The sequence below is a fragment of the Clostridioides sp. ES-S-0010-02 genome (assembly GCA_020641055.1).
Lineage (GTDB): Bacteria > Bacillota > Clostridia > Peptostreptococcales > Peptostreptococcaceae > Clostridioides.
This window is the reverse complement of record CP067345.1, coordinates 990,847-1,010,502: the sequence shown is the minus strand read 5'-3', so window position 1 is coordinate 1,010,502 and position 19,656 is coordinate 990,847. Positions and strand designations below refer to the sequence as shown.

At 28.5% G+C, this 19,656-nt stretch carries 19 protein-coding genes; all 19 read right to left on the bottom strand.

The window, feature by feature from the left end:
• Positions 1–212: 212 nt before the first annotated feature.
• Positions 213–833 carry a YhbD family protein gene (locus tag JJC01_04955; protein ID UDN59211.1) on the bottom strand — a complete coding sequence of 207 codons (621 nt, stop codon included), beginning with the start codon at positions 831–833 and terminating at the stop codon, positions 213–215.
• Between the two features lie 7 nt (positions 834–840).
• The gene (locus tag JJC01_04950; GenBank protein ID UDN59210.1) at positions 841–1,611 is read right to left on the bottom strand and encodes a polymer-forming cytoskeletal protein; all 771 of its coding nucleotides are present in this window, start codon (positions 1,609–1,611) and stop codon (positions 841–843) included.
• A 39-nt stretch (positions 1,612–1,650) separates the two neighbouring features.
• Entirely contained in the window at positions 1,651–2,493 is an 843-nt protein-coding gene (locus tag JJC01_04945) for a hypothetical protein (protein UDN59209.1), read from the bottom strand.
• Positions 2,494–2,747: 254 nt separating this feature from the next.
• A complete protein-coding gene (gene phnW, locus JJC01_04940) occupies positions 2,748–4,658 on the bottom strand; it encodes a 2-aminoethylphosphonate--pyruvate transaminase (GenBank protein ID UDN59208.1) in 1,911 nt (636 codons plus the stop codon).
• A gap of 257 nt (positions 4,659–4,915) precedes the next feature.
• Positions 4,916–5,701 (bottom strand): DeoR/GlpR transcriptional regulator, encoded by a 786-nt coding sequence (locus JJC01_04935; GenBank protein UDN59207.1) that lies wholly within the window; start codon positions 5,699–5,701, stop codon positions 4,916–4,918.
• A 308-nt stretch (positions 5,702–6,009) separates the two neighbouring features.
• A complete protein-coding gene (gene dltC, locus JJC01_04930) occupies positions 6,010–6,240 on the bottom strand; it encodes a D-alanine--poly(phosphoribitol) ligase subunit DltC (GenBank protein ID UDN59206.1) in 231 nt (76 codons plus the stop codon).
• 18 nt (positions 6,241–6,258) lie between these two features.
• Positions 6,259–7,407 (bottom strand): D-alanyl-lipoteichoic acid biosynthesis protein DltB, encoded by a 1,149-nt coding sequence (gene dltB / locus JJC01_04925; protein ID UDN59205.1) that lies wholly within the window; start codon positions 7,405–7,407, stop codon positions 6,259–6,261.
• Positions 7,407–8,921 carry a D-alanine--poly(phosphoribitol) ligase gene (locus tag JJC01_04920; GenBank protein UDN59204.1) on the bottom strand — a complete coding sequence of 505 codons (1,515 nt, stop codon included), beginning with the start codon at positions 8,919–8,921 and terminating at the stop codon, positions 7,407–7,409. Before JJC01_04920 ends, dltB begins: the two co-directional genes overlap by 1 nt.
• Before the next feature lie 14 nt (positions 8,922–8,935).
• Positions 8,936–9,076, bottom strand: coding sequence for a hypothetical protein (locus tag JJC01_04915; GenBank protein UDN60233.1), 141 nt, complete (start codon positions 9,074–9,076; stop codon positions 8,936–8,938).
• Positions 9,042–10,232 (bottom strand): D-alanyl-lipoteichoic acid biosynthesis protein DltD, encoded by a 1,191-nt coding sequence (gene dltD, locus JJC01_04910; GenBank protein UDN59203.1) that lies wholly within the window; start codon positions 10,230–10,232, stop codon positions 9,042–9,044. Before dltD ends, JJC01_04915 begins: the two co-directional genes overlap by 35 nt.
• Positions 10,233–10,474: 242 nt before the next feature.
• A complete protein-coding gene (locus JJC01_04905) occupies positions 10,475–11,446 on the bottom strand; it encodes a Gfo/Idh/MocA family oxidoreductase (protein UDN59202.1) in 972 nt (323 codons plus the stop codon).
• A 36-nt stretch (positions 11,447–11,482) separates the two neighbouring features.
• Positions 11,483–12,502 carry a Gfo/Idh/MocA family oxidoreductase gene (locus JJC01_04900; GenBank protein ID UDN59201.1) on the bottom strand — a complete coding sequence of 340 codons (1,020 nt, stop codon included), beginning with the start codon at positions 12,500–12,502 and terminating at the stop codon, positions 11,483–11,485.
• A 195-nt stretch (positions 12,503–12,697) separates the two neighbouring features.
• On the bottom strand, positions 12,698–13,231 hold the full coding sequence (locus JJC01_04895) for a putative ABC transporter permease (protein UDN59200.1): 534 nt from the start codon (positions 13,229–13,231) through the stop codon (positions 12,698–12,700).
• 101 nt (positions 13,232–13,332) lie between these two features.
• Positions 13,333–14,013, bottom strand: a complete 681-nt coding sequence (locus JJC01_04890; GenBank protein ID UDN59199.1) for an HAD family phosphatase — start codon at positions 14,011–14,013, stop codon at positions 13,333–13,335.
• 28 nt (positions 14,014–14,041) lie between these two features.
• Positions 14,042–15,331, bottom strand: a complete 1,290-nt coding sequence (locus JJC01_04885) for an HlyC/CorC family transporter (GenBank protein UDN59198.1) — start codon at positions 15,329–15,331, stop codon at positions 14,042–14,044.
• Positions 15,332–15,561: 230 nt separating this feature from the next.
• Positions 15,562–16,236 carry a flavodoxin family protein gene (locus tag JJC01_04880; GenBank protein ID UDN59197.1) on the bottom strand — a complete coding sequence of 225 codons (675 nt, stop codon included), beginning with the start codon at positions 16,234–16,236 and terminating at the stop codon, positions 15,562–15,564.
• A gap of 25 nt (positions 16,237–16,261) precedes the next feature.
• Complete coding sequence (locus JJC01_04875) at positions 16,262–17,605, bottom strand: purine/pyrimidine permease (protein ID UDN59196.1); 1,344 nt, start codon at positions 17,603–17,605, stop codon at positions 16,262–16,264.
• 163 nt (positions 17,606–17,768) lie between these two features.
• Positions 17,769–18,116, bottom strand: a complete 348-nt coding sequence (locus tag JJC01_04870; GenBank protein UDN59195.1) for a TIGR03792 family protein — start codon at positions 18,114–18,116, stop codon at positions 17,769–17,771.
• Between the two features lie 119 nt (positions 18,117–18,235).
• Positions 18,236–19,636, bottom strand: a complete 1,401-nt coding sequence (lpdA, locus tag JJC01_04865; GenBank protein ID UDN59194.1) for a dihydrolipoyl dehydrogenase — start codon at positions 19,634–19,636, stop codon at positions 18,236–18,238.
• Positions 19,637–19,656: the final 20 nt, after the last annotated feature.

The window sequence follows — 19,656 nt, the reverse complement described above, 5'->3', positions numbered from 1 at the left end:
TATCCCTCCCAATATAAAAGTACTAATCAGTACTATTTTAGTATAGTACTAATTAGGACTATAGTCAATAGGATATTTAAACTCTCAAAAAAATGTAGTATTTAAGAAAATTTATAGAAAAATAAAAACGCACACTTTTGCATTAGTGTGCGTTTTCCACATACTTAAATCCTAACTCTTCTCCTACATAATAAGTAATCTACAACAACTTACTATGATAACTTAATACTTATATCATTTATTTCTTTCATTAAGTCAATTTCAACAATTTTAACTACATCCTTTTCAAATTTTACTTGTTTATAATCCAAGCATCCTATTACAAATGGAACACCAAACTTCCTAAACAAATAAATTCTTCCATTTTCATTGTATATTGATTTAAAATTTTCTTCTATTATATTTACTATTAATTTTAATTCTTCAAATGTTATTGTGGATTTAACTAAAAATTTCTCTATTATACTCAATATAAGCAATTCCTTTTTGCCTATACTCTGTTCTTTTTTATATAAATTTTGAAATATTTCTTTTGTGTAATTACATATAGCTTCTTTCTCTAAAATAAAGTCAATGTCAAACTCTTTATTGGTATCTTTTTTTGTAAACATGTTTGCAATATCATCAAGAGATGTATCTTCTTTCATAGATAGTATTAACTCTATTCTCTCTAGTATTTTATCTCTTGGAAAAAACGTCTCTTGACCTGTAAAAGCTGATTTTTTTATAAACCATTCTTCTGGTATTATATTTTTTCTTTTCCATCTATATAGCTGCCCATAAGATATATTAGTTTTGCTTAATAAATCTTTCTTAGATATCAATTCTTCCATAATTTTTCTAGCCCACCTTTGTACTATTTTTTACACTCGAATTATCTGAAACTAACAACTTGTCACTGTATTCAATATTTTCAACATCACAATTGCTTACTAAGGATATGCTTTTTCCTCGTATATCCTTTATTGAAACATCTTCTAATTCAATAGAATCTCCCTCTATCAAATTGCATTTAAATTTGCCTGAAAAAATGTTAATAAATTTAATCCCAAATGTAAAAATATCTTTACTTCTACCTATTTCTATATTAGTTGCTCCTATCTCCTTACAATAAGAACCTCCTCCTGAATAGATATATATGTTTTCTCCATTTAAAAGACCATCACATTTTATTGCTCCGTGAACCTTTATATCTTCACATTCTATATTTTCTTTATTTCTCATTTCACCATAAACTTTTATATCCTGTGCATAAATACTTTCACTTACAATTAATTGACCTTTTACTGTAACATTATTACACTTTAAATTTCCATTAATTTTCTGTTGAGCAGTTATAATCAAGTCATCTATTTCTGCATCTCCATCTATACTAAGTTGCCCATTAACCCTTACACGTTCAGCTTTAAGACTCCCTTTTATAGTAGCTTTTCCATTTACTACAAAGTTTTTTATACTAATATCTCCATCAAACTTTACATTTCCAAATACATTTACTTCATTACATTTTACATTTCCTTTTGACCTAGCACTTCCCATAATTTTTATACTTTCATATTCTCCACTATTGATAAATCCTTCTCCAAGTATTTTTATAGTTCCATTTTCCATATCATTACCTCATTTTAAATTTTATTTTAAGCCTAAATATTACTTATCTTTATTTAGATTTACTTTTTCATTATTTAGATTTACTTTTCCATTTACATTCTTTATTTCAACAACTATTGAGCTTTCATCAATATCTATATTTTCACTGTACTCCAAACTCTCTATATAACAACCTTTGCCTATGTTAATATTTTTACCTCTTACAATTTTAACTTCACTATTTTCTAAGCTGATTTCATCTGCTTCTATAACATTTGCTAATAATCTACTTTCTGTATATTTTTTAACTGACAGTAGACCTAGATTTCTAAGATTAGAAGATGCCTTTTCAAAATCTCCACTCTTTTTTTCGGCTCTATAAAAGCTTTTACAATAATCGCCATGTCCCTTTTTTATATTTACACTACATGCACCAACTTCGTTTAGATTAGAAGTTCCATGCAAACTTATCTTGAGTTCTTCACAATTTAAAAATCCATTACAATCCAAAATTCCACTTAAGTCAACACTTTCGCATTCTACGCTCTTATTGATTTTTAGACATCCTTCTCCGCTAATAATATCTGACTTTAAGTTTCCTCCAACATTGATAATTCCTCCAGATTTAACTTTACTTGAATTTATGTCTCCAGTACACTTAAGAAGTCCAAATATTGTCACTTGTGATGCCAATATATTTCCTTCAATTTTACTCAATCCTGCTGTAAAAAACTCATTACATTCTGTTGTTCCAATCACTTTTGCTGAACCTGAAGAATCAAATTTATTACATTTTATATTTCCATCTATTTTTCCTGTACCTGCTATATTAACTTCATCAAAAATTCCACCTTTACATTTTCCCATTCCATTAAAATTTAGCGAACGTAATTCTCCATCCATAATGATTTCCTTTCAATAACTTATTTTGTTCTTGAATATAATATAACAAAACATTGTTACGTTGTCAAGTATAATAATCTCGATGAATAAAACAATCCTCCTTTAAAGACAGACAAAAAAATAATAGAGGAAATATTTTATATGAACTATGAATCTTTCTTAGATTTCCAATTCAAATAAAATACCCTCTATTATTTAACTATTTACATATACTTGTCTCTAAACTTTATAACCTATCAATGAACTTATATAATCTACATGTTGATAAATTTCTCGATTACCTCAGCTAATCTATCCATATCTTTTGGATAAACTTCTCCTATACTTCCTATTCTGAATGTATCTACATCAGTCAATTTACCTGGATAAATAACAAATCCATTTTCTTTTAGATAAGTGTAGAATTCCATAAATTCAAATTTTGCATTCTTAGGATATAGGAAAGTTGTTATTACAGGTGACTGAGCATCATCATTCACCAATGTATCAAACCCTAGAGATTTTAATCTCGAAGATATTGTAAATTGATTTTCTTTATATCTAGCATATCTTTTTTCAACAGAACCTTCTTCCTCTAGCTCTAGTAATGCTTGATAAAAAGCTCTTACAACATGTGTAGGAGAAGTAAATCTCCATTTACCATTATTATTTTCCATAGTTTCCCATTGAGCGTATACATCAAGAGATAAAGATTTAGCAATTCCTTTGCATTTAGCTAATTCTTCTCTGTTAGCTATTATAAAACCAAATCCTGGTACTCCTTGTATACATTTATTAGAGCTACTCACTAAAAAATCTATATTAAAGTCTTCAACATCAATTTTAATTCCACCAAAACTACTCATTGCATCAACTATGTAAACTTTATTATATTTTTTTGCAATCTTACCTATATCTTGTATAGGATTTAATCTACCTGTAGTAGTTTCACAATGAACCATTGATATATGTGTAATATCTTTATTTTCTTTCAATAAATTTTCCACTCTGTTTAAGTCAACTGCTTCTACATCACTAAATGTACAGTCAACATATTCTATATTTAAATAACTGCATATGTCCTTCATTCTCTTCCCATATGCTCCATTTGCAATTACAAGAAGTTTACCATTCTTTGGGATAGTGCTTCCTATTGTAGCTTCCACTGAGAAAGTACCACTACCTTGCATTAATACACTTGTGTATTTTTCTGTATTTTTTGTAGCTAAAGATACTAGTCTTCTTCTAACATCTTGTACCAAATCATTATATTCAACATCCCATGTACACCAATCTTTTAACATAGATGCTCTTACTGATTTAGTAGTAGATAATGGTCCTGGTGTAAGTAATATGTAATCATTTTCTGGTACAAAATCTGACTTAATTGTTTCATTTTCTATTTTTACTAAAACATCTTCTAATTCAGCCATAGTTTCTATAACAAAATGCGCTCCTGCTTCTTTAAATTTCTTTGAAACTGCTTCCATCTTAACTTTTAATTCTTCTTTATCCATATTTTCTACTTCTTCTTGTGTAAGTCCTAATTCACTTGAACCTTTTATTACAGCAACACTCCACATTCCAGCATTTACACCTTCTTTTACATCACTTAATGTATCTCCAACTTTTACCATAGCACTCATTGGAGATACTCCCAAAGCTTCAGCGTTTTTATAACACATCCAAGGATATGGTCTTCCTTGAGATACTTCTGATGGAGTTACAAGAAAATCTGGTGAATATCCCTTTTTAGCTGCATTTGGTTCAACTATATTCATCATTTCTCTTGTATAACCTGTTGTAGAACCTATTTTTAATCCATTTTGTCTTAATCTCTCAATAGTTTCAACAACATGAGGAATTGGAGTTGTATACTCTTCTAGAGTTTCAAATAACATAGGTTCAAATTCAGCATAAAGTTTGTTTACATCTTCCTCTGTTGGAAATCCTACAAAATTCTCTGCCCAAATATTTTTTATTCTATCCATTTCGCACATTTCTCTTATATGATCTATTTTTAATTTTCCCATAGGTTTTCTTGCTTCTTCCATTGTTACATCTATACCTCTTCTTTTAAATATCTCTATAAATACATTAAGAGGTGCAAAACATCCATAATCTACTGTTGTTCCAGCCCAGTCAAATACTACTGCCTTTATTTTTTCTCCATATAACTTTTTCATATTTATAACCTCCATAGATTCTCATTTAGAATTTTTGTGTTTTTACTTGTTTTTACTTTTAAAGTATAACTTTTTCATGTTAATTATACATCATATTTAGGTTAAATGTATATTAAATTTATGTTTTTAGTTGTTTTTACTTGTTTTTAGTTTTCAATATAAAAATCACATTAAAACTCTATACAAAAAATTAAAATTTGTAATCTTCTTTTTAGGTTAAATCTATGAATTGGTTAAATTTTATAAATTTATCATTTCTATTTTGCTTCTATCCATGTTATATTTGATTCATTTAATTTATCTCTCCATTCATTTGGAGGTTCTGCATCACAAATAACAAAATCTAATTCATTCAAATCAGCTATCTTGTACATACTTACAATTCCTATCTTAGAACTATCACATAATACAAAACTTTCCTTTGAATTTCTTATATACTCTTTTGACAATAAAGCTTTACTTTGGTCTATGCTACTAATTCCAAAGCTGTCAATTATACCTTCACTAGATATAAATGCTTTATCTACATATAAGTTTTTCATAGCATCTATTGACATCTGACATGCTGTTCTTTGATGTTTTAAATTTACTTTACCACCAATGAATATAACTTCTCCATCAAATACGCCTTGGTTTTCATATGAAATCAACTTTGATAGCACAGGATAAGAACTGGTGATAACCTTTAGATTTTTTATAGAAACTATGTAATCCACAATTTGTAAATTAGTAGTCCCTTCATCTATTACAATTGATTCATTATCATTCACAAATTTAGCTGCATACTTAGCAATACTTTGTTTCTTTTCTAAATTAGTGCTATTTCTTTTTATATGTTCTGGCTCAATTACTCCATAATTTATTTTTACAGCACCACCATAAACCTTTTTTAACTTATTTTCACTTTCTAATTCTTCCAAATACCTTCTTATTGTTTCCGATGATACTTCTAGTTTTTTTACTAATTCTTTAGTATTCACCTTTCCTTTTGCATCTAGCAGTTCTAATATTTCTTTTTTTCTATCTATTGAATTTAAAGACATTAAGTTCTCCTCCTAAATATGTATTCTACTTTTATAAGATTATAATTAACATCTAAGCTCATAAAGTAATTCTAATATATGACAAAAGATATTTCACTCAATTTAATATAGTATATCTTACAATAGATATTACTATTAATTTATATAGCATGCAATCTTTCATTCATACCTTAAACTTTTCACTATTTTATTATTTATACAACTAAGTTATATCTCTTTACAATAAAAAAATCCATCAAATATCAATATTAGATGGACTTTATAATCTTTTATTATGTAAATTAATAATTAAACGTTTAGTTATTAATTTATTTTCTTGTTTCTAAGAATTTTACTAAATTATTTACAGTAGACATGTCTTTTCTTTCTAAATCAGTTGGTTGAAGTTCTATTCCAAGTCTATTTTCAATCTCAAGTAAAACTTCAATTATAGCTAATGAGTCTAAAAGCTCTGTTTCAAATAAGTTAAGGTCTAAATCATCTCTTATCTCATCAGTTCCTAATACATCTTCAAATATTTCTATAACTGTTTCCTGCATAAATTTGCCTCCTTAAAATTAAGCTAAATATCCTGAGAATATCAATAATCCAAAACATACAATATGGAATGTAATGAAAATTTGAACTCTCTCAAACCATTTTTCTTTTTTATGTTTCTTATAAAATTTAGATTTTCTCTGATATATATCAGTTAAGACAAGTGCTAAGCCTTGATACACACCATAAGTAATGTAAAACCAAGTTAGTCCATGCCAAAATCCCATTGTTATCATTGTTATCATCTGAGCTACATGAGCAGCAGTAGTTCTTTTCTTAAATCTTTTCTTTCTCATTGAAGACATAACAAATCTTGAAAAAATATAATCTCCAAACCATCTTGAAAGACTTATATGCCATCTTGTCCAAAACTCTTTCATATCTTTACTTATAAATGGTTTATCAAAGTTTATAGGTACTTTTATTCCAAATATATATCCTGTACCTATAGCAAATAAACTGTATCCTGCAAAATCAAAGAACAGGTATAAACTATATGCATACATATAACTTAAAATGTTTATAAACCTCATATCTTTAGGTATTATTGACACCCAATATGTATTTATCAAAAATGCTATAACAAACTTATAACCTACTCCCATAACAATGTTTTTTATTCCAGGCAATAAGTATTCTTCTAGATACTCTTTTCTAGATATTTTCTTCTCTAAATCCTGTTCAAATCGTCTTGACCTGTCAATAGGACCAGAACTCAGTGTTGGAAAAAACAACATAAAATAAAGCATATCTGAAATCTTAACTTCTTTTATAGCACCATCATAAATTTCAATAACCATTTGTATAGCCCTGAAATTTAAGTATGATATTCCAATAAATCCAATCAATCCAAAAGATGTAACTGGAGATATTTTATTAATTATTATCGGAAGCATTGATGCAGACAAAAATCCCCAATAGATATATTTGTTTTTAGTTTTTCTTCTTACATATTCGTATCCTTTGACTATTATTACTTCTAAAATGATAAATATCAACAAGTATTTAAACTGAACATCTATTCCTACAATCAAAAATATCATAAATAAACTTGCCAACATACCATAATACTTTATATTTTTACCCATTAAACCTAAAATCACTGCTGGTATTGATGTTAATAATAATATGTAAAGATAAAAATAATCTCCATACTGTGAAAAAATCATTAAATTTCCTCCATAAGTTTCTTTCTGTCTATTTTACCATTGATATTTGTTGGAAACTCAGAAATTATTGCAATATTTCTTGGAATCATATACGAAGGTATATACTTTCCTAGTTCCTTTTTTATCATCATCCCATTTTTGATATTACCTAAATCATTCTTCTCATTTAACTCAACAATACCTTTTAAATAAGCAATTTTTTCATCCTTATATATTGGTAAAACTACTGCGTTTTTTACATTATGAACTTTTCTCAAATTATTTTCTATATCTTCTATTTCAATCCTAAATCCATTTAACTTAATTTGAAAATCTTTTCTTCCACAATAGTATATATTTCCATCTAAGAGATATCCCATATCACCAGTTTTATAAGCTCGCCACTTTACACTATCTATTTCATCATAGAAAAATACTTCTTCAGTCTTCTCTTTATTATTAAAGTAACCTTTTGAAACTGATGGTCCAACTATTATAATCTCACCTTTTTCATTTTCTTTCAGTTCATTTCCATTTTCATCAAGTATTTTTATTTTACAATTTTGCATAGGATATCCAACTGGAAGGCTCTTTTCATCATCTATAGCTTCTTGAGTCATATCATTTACACTTACGCCAACAGTAGCTTCAGTTGGTCCATATCCATTGATAACTCTTGTATTTGGAAATCTACTCATAAGTTCTTTAGTAAGATTTTTTGAAAGTGCTTCTCCTATAAATATCATGGATTCAAGTTTAGGAAGCATCTTACTATTAAACTCTTTTTCTGTTACACATACACCTGCAAAAGAAGGTGTTGATACCCATACTGCAATATTAGATTCGCCAAATTGTTTGAATAGCTCTTTATAATCAGCTAGTACATCTTTTGATATTGAAAATAATGTAGCTCCATGAACAAGACCAGGATATATTGTTGTCACTGAAAGGTCAAAAGAATATGCTGCTTGATTCATTATTACTTTTTCACTTCCATCTATATTTAAATAAGGACTTATCCAATCTACAAAACTATCTAAGTTATTTGAACTTATTTGAACCCCTTTTGGCTTTCCAGTACTACCTGATGTAAATAGTATATATGCATTCTCGTCACCTTTTACCCAGTTTTCTTTATGTAATGACTTTCCTTTATACTCACTTATTATATCATTTAATTTATTCTTATCAATTACATTGATATCTCCAAAGTCTTTTTCATCACTAAAGTTAAATAATACTTTTGGCTTTACTTCCTTAGTAACTTCAAAAACTCTATCTAGTGGAAAACTAATATCAAGAGGAACATATGCTCTACCTGATTTTAAAGCTCCTATCATACATGCCATTATCATATTTTCTTTATTACCATAGATTACTATAGGAGTATCTTCTTCTTTGTATACATTTTTTAGAAAAACTGATATAGCATCTGAATACTCATTTAAATCTTTATAAGAAAGTTTATCTCCATTACATGTCAATGCTATTCTATTTGTATTTGAATATTTTTTTATTCCTTCAATAATTTTCATATAAAAATTCTCCTTTAAAATCCATTATAAATAAATGGCAACTCTTTAAATGGTGTAAATGTTAAAACACCTATTGCCAATATTATAATCATAGTTAAACAAATACTAGTTACTAATTCTTTATTGCTCTTTAAATATTTTAAATAATCTCTCACAGACATCTACCCATCCTTTCGTTCCAAGATGCATTACATCTCTTAAATAATATTTCTCTTTACCTTTATCTTTAAGATTCATAACTTCAAAGCCTTTACTTTCTGCTATATTCTGTGCCTTATCATAAAACTGATTTCTTTCTTTCTCAGAGATACCAGTTAAATCATAGAATTTGCCCATACTTGGAATTAGTACAACAACTGGTTTAATATCTAAGTCCTTGCATACATTTAATAAAAGCTTATAACTTTCAAATTCCTTAGATGTTACTAAGTCTATGCCCTTGTCTCTTCCTCTATATTGCTCTAGACCATCTTTAAAATGCTCATTGTAATAATACTTGTCAATGTTTAGAGGATTGTTACCTACTCTCTTCTTAGCATCTTCAATAGCTTTCTTTTTCTCATGTGACCAATTTATAGGTTTTTTTCTTCCTTCTTTTTTGTGTTTATCTAGCCTAATTAATTTCTTATACAGTATCCCTTTTTCTTTAAGCTCTATACAGTATTTTCTCCCTTGAAAATAAGGCTCTAATAACACCTTCTCAGCTTTCTCATACACTGTCTTAGGTTCATATAGCTTGGCATACAATGCTTCTGCCTTATATTCGTCACTACCCCATAAAAGCTTACTTGATTTTTTTATATATTCAATCTTATTTTGTTTAGATATCTTTGGATTATCTAAAAAACGATAAAATTGTATTGGTGAAAACCTAGACTGGTAATGGTGACTTGTGACTCCATCTTTTTCCATAAACCATTGCATAGAAATTAACAAGACAACCTTCTTATTATCAATATTAGGATTCATACTTCCTAACACTGCAGCATCTTGTAATGTCTGAGTATAAGCTCTACCAATTGCAAATACTTTGTTTTTGCTCCTATCTGTATTAAAATAGTACTTTGGATGTTGTTTTGTTGAATTACTAAGTTCTGATGACCCCAAAATCATAATATCTTTTTCTCTCAAAAAATGATTATTTGCTGTAACACCTTTATCCTTTATATCACTTAAAGTATCATCCATAATTGGAAGTAGATTTTTCTCCCTCAAAAGTTCATCAGTTTTAGAATCAAGAAATTTGTCTAACCCAAATAAAAATACTACGCCTATTATAAATGGTGTAATAAAGTATATCAATTTTCTCATATTTTCTCTCCTCTAAAAATATTCAAATTTATGTTATTATTAATCATATTAGTTTTAATGTATATATTCAACTACAAAATTGTAATAAAATCTCCAAAACTTTTTTTTATTCTGTTACAAATTTGTAAAAAAAAAGAAGAAAATCACTGAAAAAGGAATCTTTTTAGTGATTTTCTTCTTTTTATAATTTGACATTTTAATACTTAATTGTGTATACAATTTAACTTATTTTAAAATTAAATTTACTCAAAAGTATATCTTAATCCCCATTGCTTTCTTATTTCATCCATTAAATTCATGACATCTATAGATGATTCTAGAGTATTGGCTTTTGTTTTATTTAATATACAATTATTGACATATTCAATTTCATACTTTAAAGCTTTTTCTGTATCACCATATTCTAGAGTTTCAATTCTTCCACCATCTGTATAAGTTATTGTAGCTTTTGATGCTCTTGGGAAATTTTCTACAGTTATAAATCCTAATTCACATGCAAGAATACCTCTTTTTGGCATCTTAGCTCTCATAGTTAATGATATTACAGCCATCTCATTCTCAGAATTCTTTAAAATTATTCCAGATTGTTCATCCACACCTGTTTCAAATTTCTTAACAGTTGTTAAAATTTCATTCGGTTGAGATGACATAAAGTACCTAGCAAATGAAAGTGCATATGTACCAATATCAAGCAATGCCCCACCAGCTAAATCTTGACTAAAAAATCTATTATTAACATCATAATCCTTGCAACTTCCAAAGGATACTTGTATCATTTTAATTTTTCCCAAACTTCCAGACTCTACTATCTCCTTTAATTTTTTATATAAAGGCATATAATAAATAGTCATCGCCTCTGCTACTATTAAGTTCTTTTCAATAGCTAAAGTTATAATATCAGTTAGTTGACTTCCATTTACTGTTATAGCTTTTTCACACAACACATGTTTACCATTTTTTAGACTTTTCATTATATATTCATAGTGATTGCAATGTGGAGTAGATATATACACTACATCTATATTCTTATTCTCTAGCATTTTATCATAATCATCATACACATTTTCTATATCAAACTTATTTGCAAAGTTTTTTGCTCTTTCAAGACTTCTTGAAGCAACAGCATACACTTTACAATTCACCTCACTCATAGCTTGTGCAAATTCTGATGCAATAGTTCCAGGACCCAATATAGCCCAATTTATATTCTCCATATTTACCACCTCATATCCTATATATTTTTAAATAAATTACAGACTGTCAGCTGGATAGACAATCTTTCCTTGTCTTCTTATCTCATCCATAATTCCCATTACTATCTTTGAATTTTCATGTGAGTTTATACCAGACTCTATTTTATTATTATTTATAAGAGTTATAAACTCAATAAGTTCATGATATATTCCTTCTATTTCTCTAGGTTTCTCTTCTTCTTTTTCCTTTAAAATAGATATATCTTCTTCAGTTCCATCTTTATATCTAATAACCACCCTTTCAAACAAATTAAGTTTTTCGATTATTATACTTCCCTTTTCTCCTTGTATCTCAGATGGTATGTAAGAATCAGCTATTTTAGAATACTGAACTACTGCATCCATACCATCATATTGGAATATAGCCAAACCTTCTCCATCTACTCCAGTTTGAAGCATATGAGAAAATGATTTTACACATTTTGGAGCACCAAATAGATTTATCATAGGGTGTATGCAGTACACTCCAATATCCATCAATGAACCATTTGACAGTTCTTTTTTAAATGCATTTTCTATAATTCCATTTTTATATTTATCATATCTTGAAGAATACTGACAATAGCTTCCAAAAAATCTTCTTATTTTACCTATCTTATGTAAATTTTCTTTAACTGCTTTAAAATTTGGAACACATGTAATTCTCATAGCTTCCATAAGCAATACATTATTGTCTCTTGCAACCTTTATCATTAATTTTACTTCCTCTAAGTTAGATGCTAATGATTTTTCACACAACACATGTTTTTTGTGTTTTAGACAGGTAATAGCTTGTTTTGAATGCATTGCGTTTGGAGAAGCTATGTATATAGCATCTATACCATCTGATTTAGCCATGGTTTCTAAATCGTCAAAAAACAGACTTGCCCCATGCATCTTTCCAAATTCCTTAGCTTTTTCTAAATCTCTTGAATATACAGCAACTAGTTCAAACTCTTCAATCCTAGATGCAGCTCTTAAAAATAGTTTTGATATATTACTTGTACCAATAATACAAAATCTTATTTTACTCACCATTCAAACACTCCTCATTCTTTATAATTTATTTTAAATAAGTAATACCATATAATAAATAATACTCTATATAAACTTTTGAAACTTATTAGAATGTTAACTTCATCAAATAAAAAAGAAAGCCAACTTTAAATGATTTCACCATTTTAGCATAGCTTTCTTTTAACTACAATCTAAACTTACCTTATACTTCTAAAGTTATATTATATCTCTATTTCCTCTCAGGAATTTTATAGTAAAAATTTCATCCACAAACAATGCTATCAATAATACAGTTACTATAATTGGCCAATAAGGTATTATTAAACTATATAAATTATCAACTACATACACTTGAAGATACCTTACTCCAACAAAAGTCAATATAGTCCAGTACATAGAAAATTTTAAACATATTATTCCTCTATTATTGTACTTATAGTCTGAATAATCCCAATATACCTTATTAAAATATACCTTCATAATTATGCCTGTGATGTACTCTACTGTTGTTGGCACTACTAAACATAGTAAAAGCAATGCAAATATATTATTTGGGTCAATAAACCTTGAGACTTCTATTATAATAGACATTGCAATTGCATACATTGGTTTAAACGGACCATTCAAAAATCCATCTTCTTGAAAATGACCTTGAGTAAAATAACTATATAAATTTTCAATTATCCAACCTATAAAACCATACAAGAAAAAATTAAATAAAAAATATAATAGAGAACCTACACTATCCATGAATATTCCTCCTAATTGTTTATAATTATTTTTTCTCATATTCATGGATTTATTCTAAATCAAAGAAATTAAATTTAAATTCTTTGATTTAATATTTCATATTATAGGCTACAACATTCTTTAGATTCTAAACTTTTTAGGTATTCTCTAACTTCTAATAAATTTTCAAGTATCTTATGTGATTGTGCTTTAATTTGTTCATCTGGTTCTTTTAAGTCAGGTACATTTATACATTTTATACCCCCATTATAAGCAGCCTCTACTCCCATAGGGGAATCCTCTATAACAATGCAATTTTCGGGATTAACATTTATCTTTTTGGCTGCCTTTAAGAATATTTCTGGATTTGGCTTAGAGTTTACAACATCATCTCCACAAACTATAGCATCAAAGTATTCTTTTAAATTTGCTTTGGCTAATCTTTTAACTGCTCTTTCTCGCTTTGTAGAGGTTGCAACTGCCATTTTATACCCATTTTTCTTTAAAAAAGATATTAATTCATTAACTCCTAATTTGATAGGAGCTCCTTCTCTATCCATAAATTCAATCATATTTTTAGTTTTCTCATCATACAAATCTAATATCGGCACAGAGCTATCATATATCTTAGTAAGACCTTCTATTATCCCTTTACGATTCCTTCCCATAACAGATGTATATATTTCTTTAGTCATAGTGTATCCATACTTTTCAAATGTCTCTATCCAAAATTCAAGAGAGATTCTCTCTGAATCAAACAAAACTCCATCCATATCAAAAATAATTCCTTCTACTTTTTGCATACAATTCCTCCAATATTTTTTGATATAATTATATTACACTTTTTATGATTAATTTTACAACCCTCAATTTATCCAATTCTAATATAGTAAAATTGTAATTTTCAAAAGTTACACTTTGATTTACTTTAATGTTTGAACCAAGCATATAGGATATCCAACCACCTATACTATCAAATCCATCATGTTCTATATCAAGCCCAAAGTATTTATTGATATCATTGATTGATTCAGTTCCATCAACTAAGTAAGAACTTGTTCCTATTTTCTTAATATGAGTTTCTTCTTTATCAAATTCATCTTGAATTTCTCCTACTATCTCTTCCAGTATATCTTCAATTGTTACTACACCAGATGTACCACCATATTCATCTACCACTATAGCAAGTTGGAGTTTTTCTTTTCTTAATTTCTCAAGAGCCTTATCTATAGTACAATTTTCTGATATATATATAATATCTCTAAGTATTTCTCCTAGTTCAATTTTATTTCTGTTTATTTTTTGATTATACAAATCTCTTATATGTACAAATCCTAATATATCATCTTTATTTTTCTTACATACTGGATACCTAGTAACACCTTCATCTCTCAAAATAGATAATATCTTTTCCTCCGAGTCACTTTCATATATACAAATCATATCAGTTCTAGGTACCATTATCTCTCTAATTTTCTTTTCTTCAAATTCAAAAATATTGTCAACTAATCTTTGCTCTGATTCATCTATAAGCCCACTTTTATAGCTTTCTTCAACTAATAATCTTATTTCATCACCTGTATGTGGCTCATCAACTTCATCTGCTTGTGAATATCCAAATGGCTTAAGAAATAAATCAGTGCTTAGATTAAAAAAGTATATTATTGGATATGTCAATTTATAAAATCCAATCAACAAAAAAGATGTACTTAGCATTATTCTCTCTGTATTGTAAAGTGCTAAGGCTTTAGGAACAAGCTCCCCTATTACAACTTCTACCATTGTTATAATTAAAAAGGAAATAGAAATTGATATTGTATATATAACACTTTCACTAAGATTAAATATACTTATTATTGGCAATATTAACTCTTTAACTGTAGATTCTCCCATCCATCCTAGTGCAAGTGAACAAAGTGTTATCCCAAGTTGACATGCAGAAAGATATGAATTTAGATTATCTTTTATTATTTTACACCTTTTAGCATTATTATTACCTTCAGCTATCATAGTATCTATCCTAGAACTACGAAGCTTTACCATAGCAAATTCACAAGCTACAAAAAATGCATTTATTAAAACAAGTACTATTATAAGTGTTACATTTAATAACTCCCGCATAAAATATTGGCCCTTATAATCTTATAACATAAGAAATTTATAAGAACTCAAAGTTCCCCCCTTATATTTATAAAATTTAATTTATAATATATATTCTATCATATTTATTAATATATCTTATTTTATTACAAATAATTTTAAATACAAAATTACCCCTCTTAATATTTATGATGGGTTGTATCATATATTAAGAGGGGCTAATTAAATTTTACGTATGGTCAATATAAATTTTAGTGGTCTTTTACAGGACTTTTTTCAGTTTCACTTGTTATTCCTAATTCTTCTTTTTCAATATTCCATTTTTCAAGACCATATTTAGATATTTTAACAGCTTCTGCTAGACCTCTCCCAAGTCTTTTTATCGTATTCATGCCTACTTCATCATCTTTTGCACCTTGTTCTTTTGCATCTTTACTCCAAATACTAGCACCAGTGTATCCTCCAATAAGTCCTCCTGTTACCAATACCTCATGCATTAAAAAGAAATTTATTATTGGTAATCTGGCCATTTCTTGTCCACCATATCTAGTTCCACCAGTAGTTATAGCAGCTCCTACTTTATTTTGCAAATTACATCCATGTACTAAATACATATGTCTTAATCTATTTAACACAGCAGTCAATTGAGCAGTTATTCCCATATCATAAACAGGAGAACCTATTATAAATCCATCTGCTTCTAGCAATTTTTTTTCTAGTTCGCCCATATCATCTTGTATAGTACATTTTTCTGCTTTTCTCATACAAGCATCACAATGTATACATGGACCTATATTTTTTCCTCTTACAGTCCAAAAGTCAGTTTCTATTCCTGGTATTTCTTTAGCTTCCTCTAAAGCTTGTAGTATTGCATATTCAGTTGCTCCTTTTCTTGGACTTCCACATATTCCTAGTATCTTAGCCATAACTATACCTCCCACAAATTTTAATTTAAGCCTCTATGTTTATATCATTAGACTTATTCGATTTTATTGATAATATATATTTAATTATCATTGCTACAATAAATACTGATACTATACAAGAATTTCCAACTAAGGTTCTAATAATCTCTGGAAACTTTTCTAAAGTCTGAGGAACTGAAGTTATACCTATACTTAAGGTAATTGAAACTCCTGCTATAAGATTGTTATCTGACGTAAATCCACATTGACTTATCATATCATAACCAGCCATAGCAATTGATGAAAATACGATTAAAGCGACCCCTCCTATTATGCATGAAGGTATAGTAGTTATTATTGCACCCAATAATGGCGAAAATCCAACTAAAATTAATACTACTCCTGTAATTGACAATACAAATCTACTAGTAACTTTATTTATAGCTACGATTGCAGCATTTTGACCAAATACTCCTGTTGGTATTGAACTAAATACAGATGCAATTATAGATGTTAATGCATTTCCCATTGTAGCAGACTCTAATTCTTTATCTGTAACCTCTCTATTCATAGCTCCCATTGTAGCAATTGTTGCTGCTCCCATCATATCAGCTATAGCTACCATAAATAAAATGGCAAACATTAATATCAAATCAAGTCTAAATTCTAGACCAAATACCAATGGCTTTGGAAAAGAAAGTATTGATGTCCCTTGAATTGCAGAAAAATCAACCAATCCAAATGCAAGTGATACTAAATAACCAAATATTATACCTATTAAAATTGCAGCATCTTGAACCAAACCCTTGCCAAATTTCATAAGCAAAATTATGACTACAACAACTATAAGTCCTATTGCGAAATTTATAGGTTCTCCAAATGTGGCTGAGCCTTCTCCCCCAGCTAAATTTTTTACAGCGGTTGGAAATAGACTAATACCCATACAGGCAATCATTGTACCTGCTATAATTGGAGTAAATAAATGTCTTATCTTCTTAATTCCAAAGGCTATAAAAAACACTACTATTGCCCCTCCAATTTGAGCTCCAAAAAGAGCTTTAAGCCCATATTTTCCAGCTACTGAAAGACATGCACCTAAAAACACATAATTTGTTCCCATTATTACAGGAAGCTTTGAACCAAGCCTATGCCCTTTAAATAGTGGTATTGAGTACAATTGTAGTAAAGTTGCTATTCCAGCTACCAACATAGCACCTTGCATAAGCATAGTTGACATCTGTTTATCAAGCCCTACTATATTCGATATAAGCATAGCTGGAACCATATTACCAGCTATCATTGAAACAAAATGCTGTAATCCTAAAGGTAAAGCTTCCTTAAAAGGCGGTTTTCCCTCTAGATGAAATTTTGATGTATCGTGCTCTTTCATAAAATAAATCCTCCCATAAATTTTATTTTTCTTTACGACCATGAATTTATTAACAATTAATTTTGAGCTATACACATCTTAATCTAGTTAATTCTTAACTTAAATGATATTTATTTTAACTAAAATATTATTTATGTATAGTTGTTTAGTGCACTTAATCTTATTATTTATATTCTCTAAGTTTATACTTTTTATTGACATCATGCTCTGCTCTTACAAACTCTAAATTTCCTTCTCCCATTAATTCAGACATTCTTTTCTTTCTATCACTTAGCCAATCTTTATCAATATTTTTATAGTACTTGTAATCTGTCCAATATATTATTGATGTTATTTCTCCTGGATTACTTTCACTAATCCATATCTCAGAACCAGCAAATCCTTCTAATAATTCTAGACCTTTAATCCAAATCTCATAATCTAATTGTAAGTACTTTTCTATTAATTTAGTATCTATCCTAAAAGTTAGCTCTTCAATAAATAAAGGTCTTTCAAATGATTTTAATTTCATATTATATACTTCCCTCTTTAATATTTGACTACTTTTTTATTTAAATGCTTTTTACATTTAAGTACTTTCAACATAATATTCTTGCATATAACCACTCTTCATTTTTACTTCTTGCAAGACTACCTTCTAGCAGGAGGTACATGTATTGCTTTACCTACTATTCCCATAGTAGCTTCTGCAAAAGCTTCTGATAAGGTTGGATGTCCATGCATAGTACTTGCAACTTCTTCAACTGTCAACATTGCTTTCATTGCAATTACAGCTTCATGAATTAAATCACTAGCATTAGGACCTATGATATGAACCCCATATATTGTAGTCTTATCTTTTGAAGCAATTACCTTAACCATACCATCTGAATCATTCATTGTAAGAGCTTTTCCATTACCAGAAAACTGAAATTTACCAACGACATAGTCTAAGTTTTTATTTTTGGCTTCTTCTTCAGACAATCCAACTGTAGATACCTCTGGAAAAGTAAAAATGGAATTTGGTACTAAGTCATAATCTACACTTGTTTTTTCCCCTACAATTCGTTCAACAACTACTTTGCCTTCTTCAGATGCAACATGTGCAAGCATTATTCCTCCAATTACATCTCCAATTGCATAAATACCTGGTACAGATGTACAGTAATTTTCATCGACTTTTATTCCCTTTTTATCATATTTGATGCCTAAATTATCTAGATTTAGTCCATCTACATCTAACTCTCTTCCTGTAGATACAAGTACATTATTACAAGCAATCTTTGTTTTTTCTCCATTCTGATTTATATCTACTACTAGTTCTTTATCACTCTTAGATATTTCTTCTACTTTTGATGAAAGTAGTATTTTAATCCCCCTTTTATTAAGTAGTTTAGTTAACCTACTAGATACCTCATTATCAACCATAGGAATTATATTATTCAAGAACTCAACTATAGTTACATCTGAACCAAATTCATTTAAAATTCCTGCAAACTCAATTCCTATAACTCCTCCTCCAATTATTACTAATTTCTGAGGCAACTTAGTTATTTCTAAAGCTTCTTTACTTGTTATTACTCCCTCCAAATCAATCCCTTTAATAGGAGGCTTAGAAGATTTTGAACCAGATGCAATTAAAATATTTTTTCCTTTAATTATCTTCTTTGAGCCACCTTCTAATTTTATCTCTACAGAATCCTTACTTATTAACTTTGCTTCTCCCTTTTCTACAGTCACTTTATTTGCTTTTAATAATCCTTTTACACCACTAGTTAAGGTCTTAACTATATGTTTCTTTCTTTTCTGAACTTTTTCCAAGTCTAATTTATATTCATCAACTTTTATCCCATATTCTTCAGCATAATTAAAATAATTTAAAACCTGTGCATCTTTAAATAGTGTCTTTGTAGGAATACAACCTGTATTTAGACAAGTACCTCCAAATTCATTCTTTTCTACAATTATAACTTTTAACCCCAGTTGAGCTCCTCGAATCGCTGCAACATACCCACCTGGACCACCACCAATTACGATTAAATCAGCGTTCATATTTATTTTTCCTCCTTTTA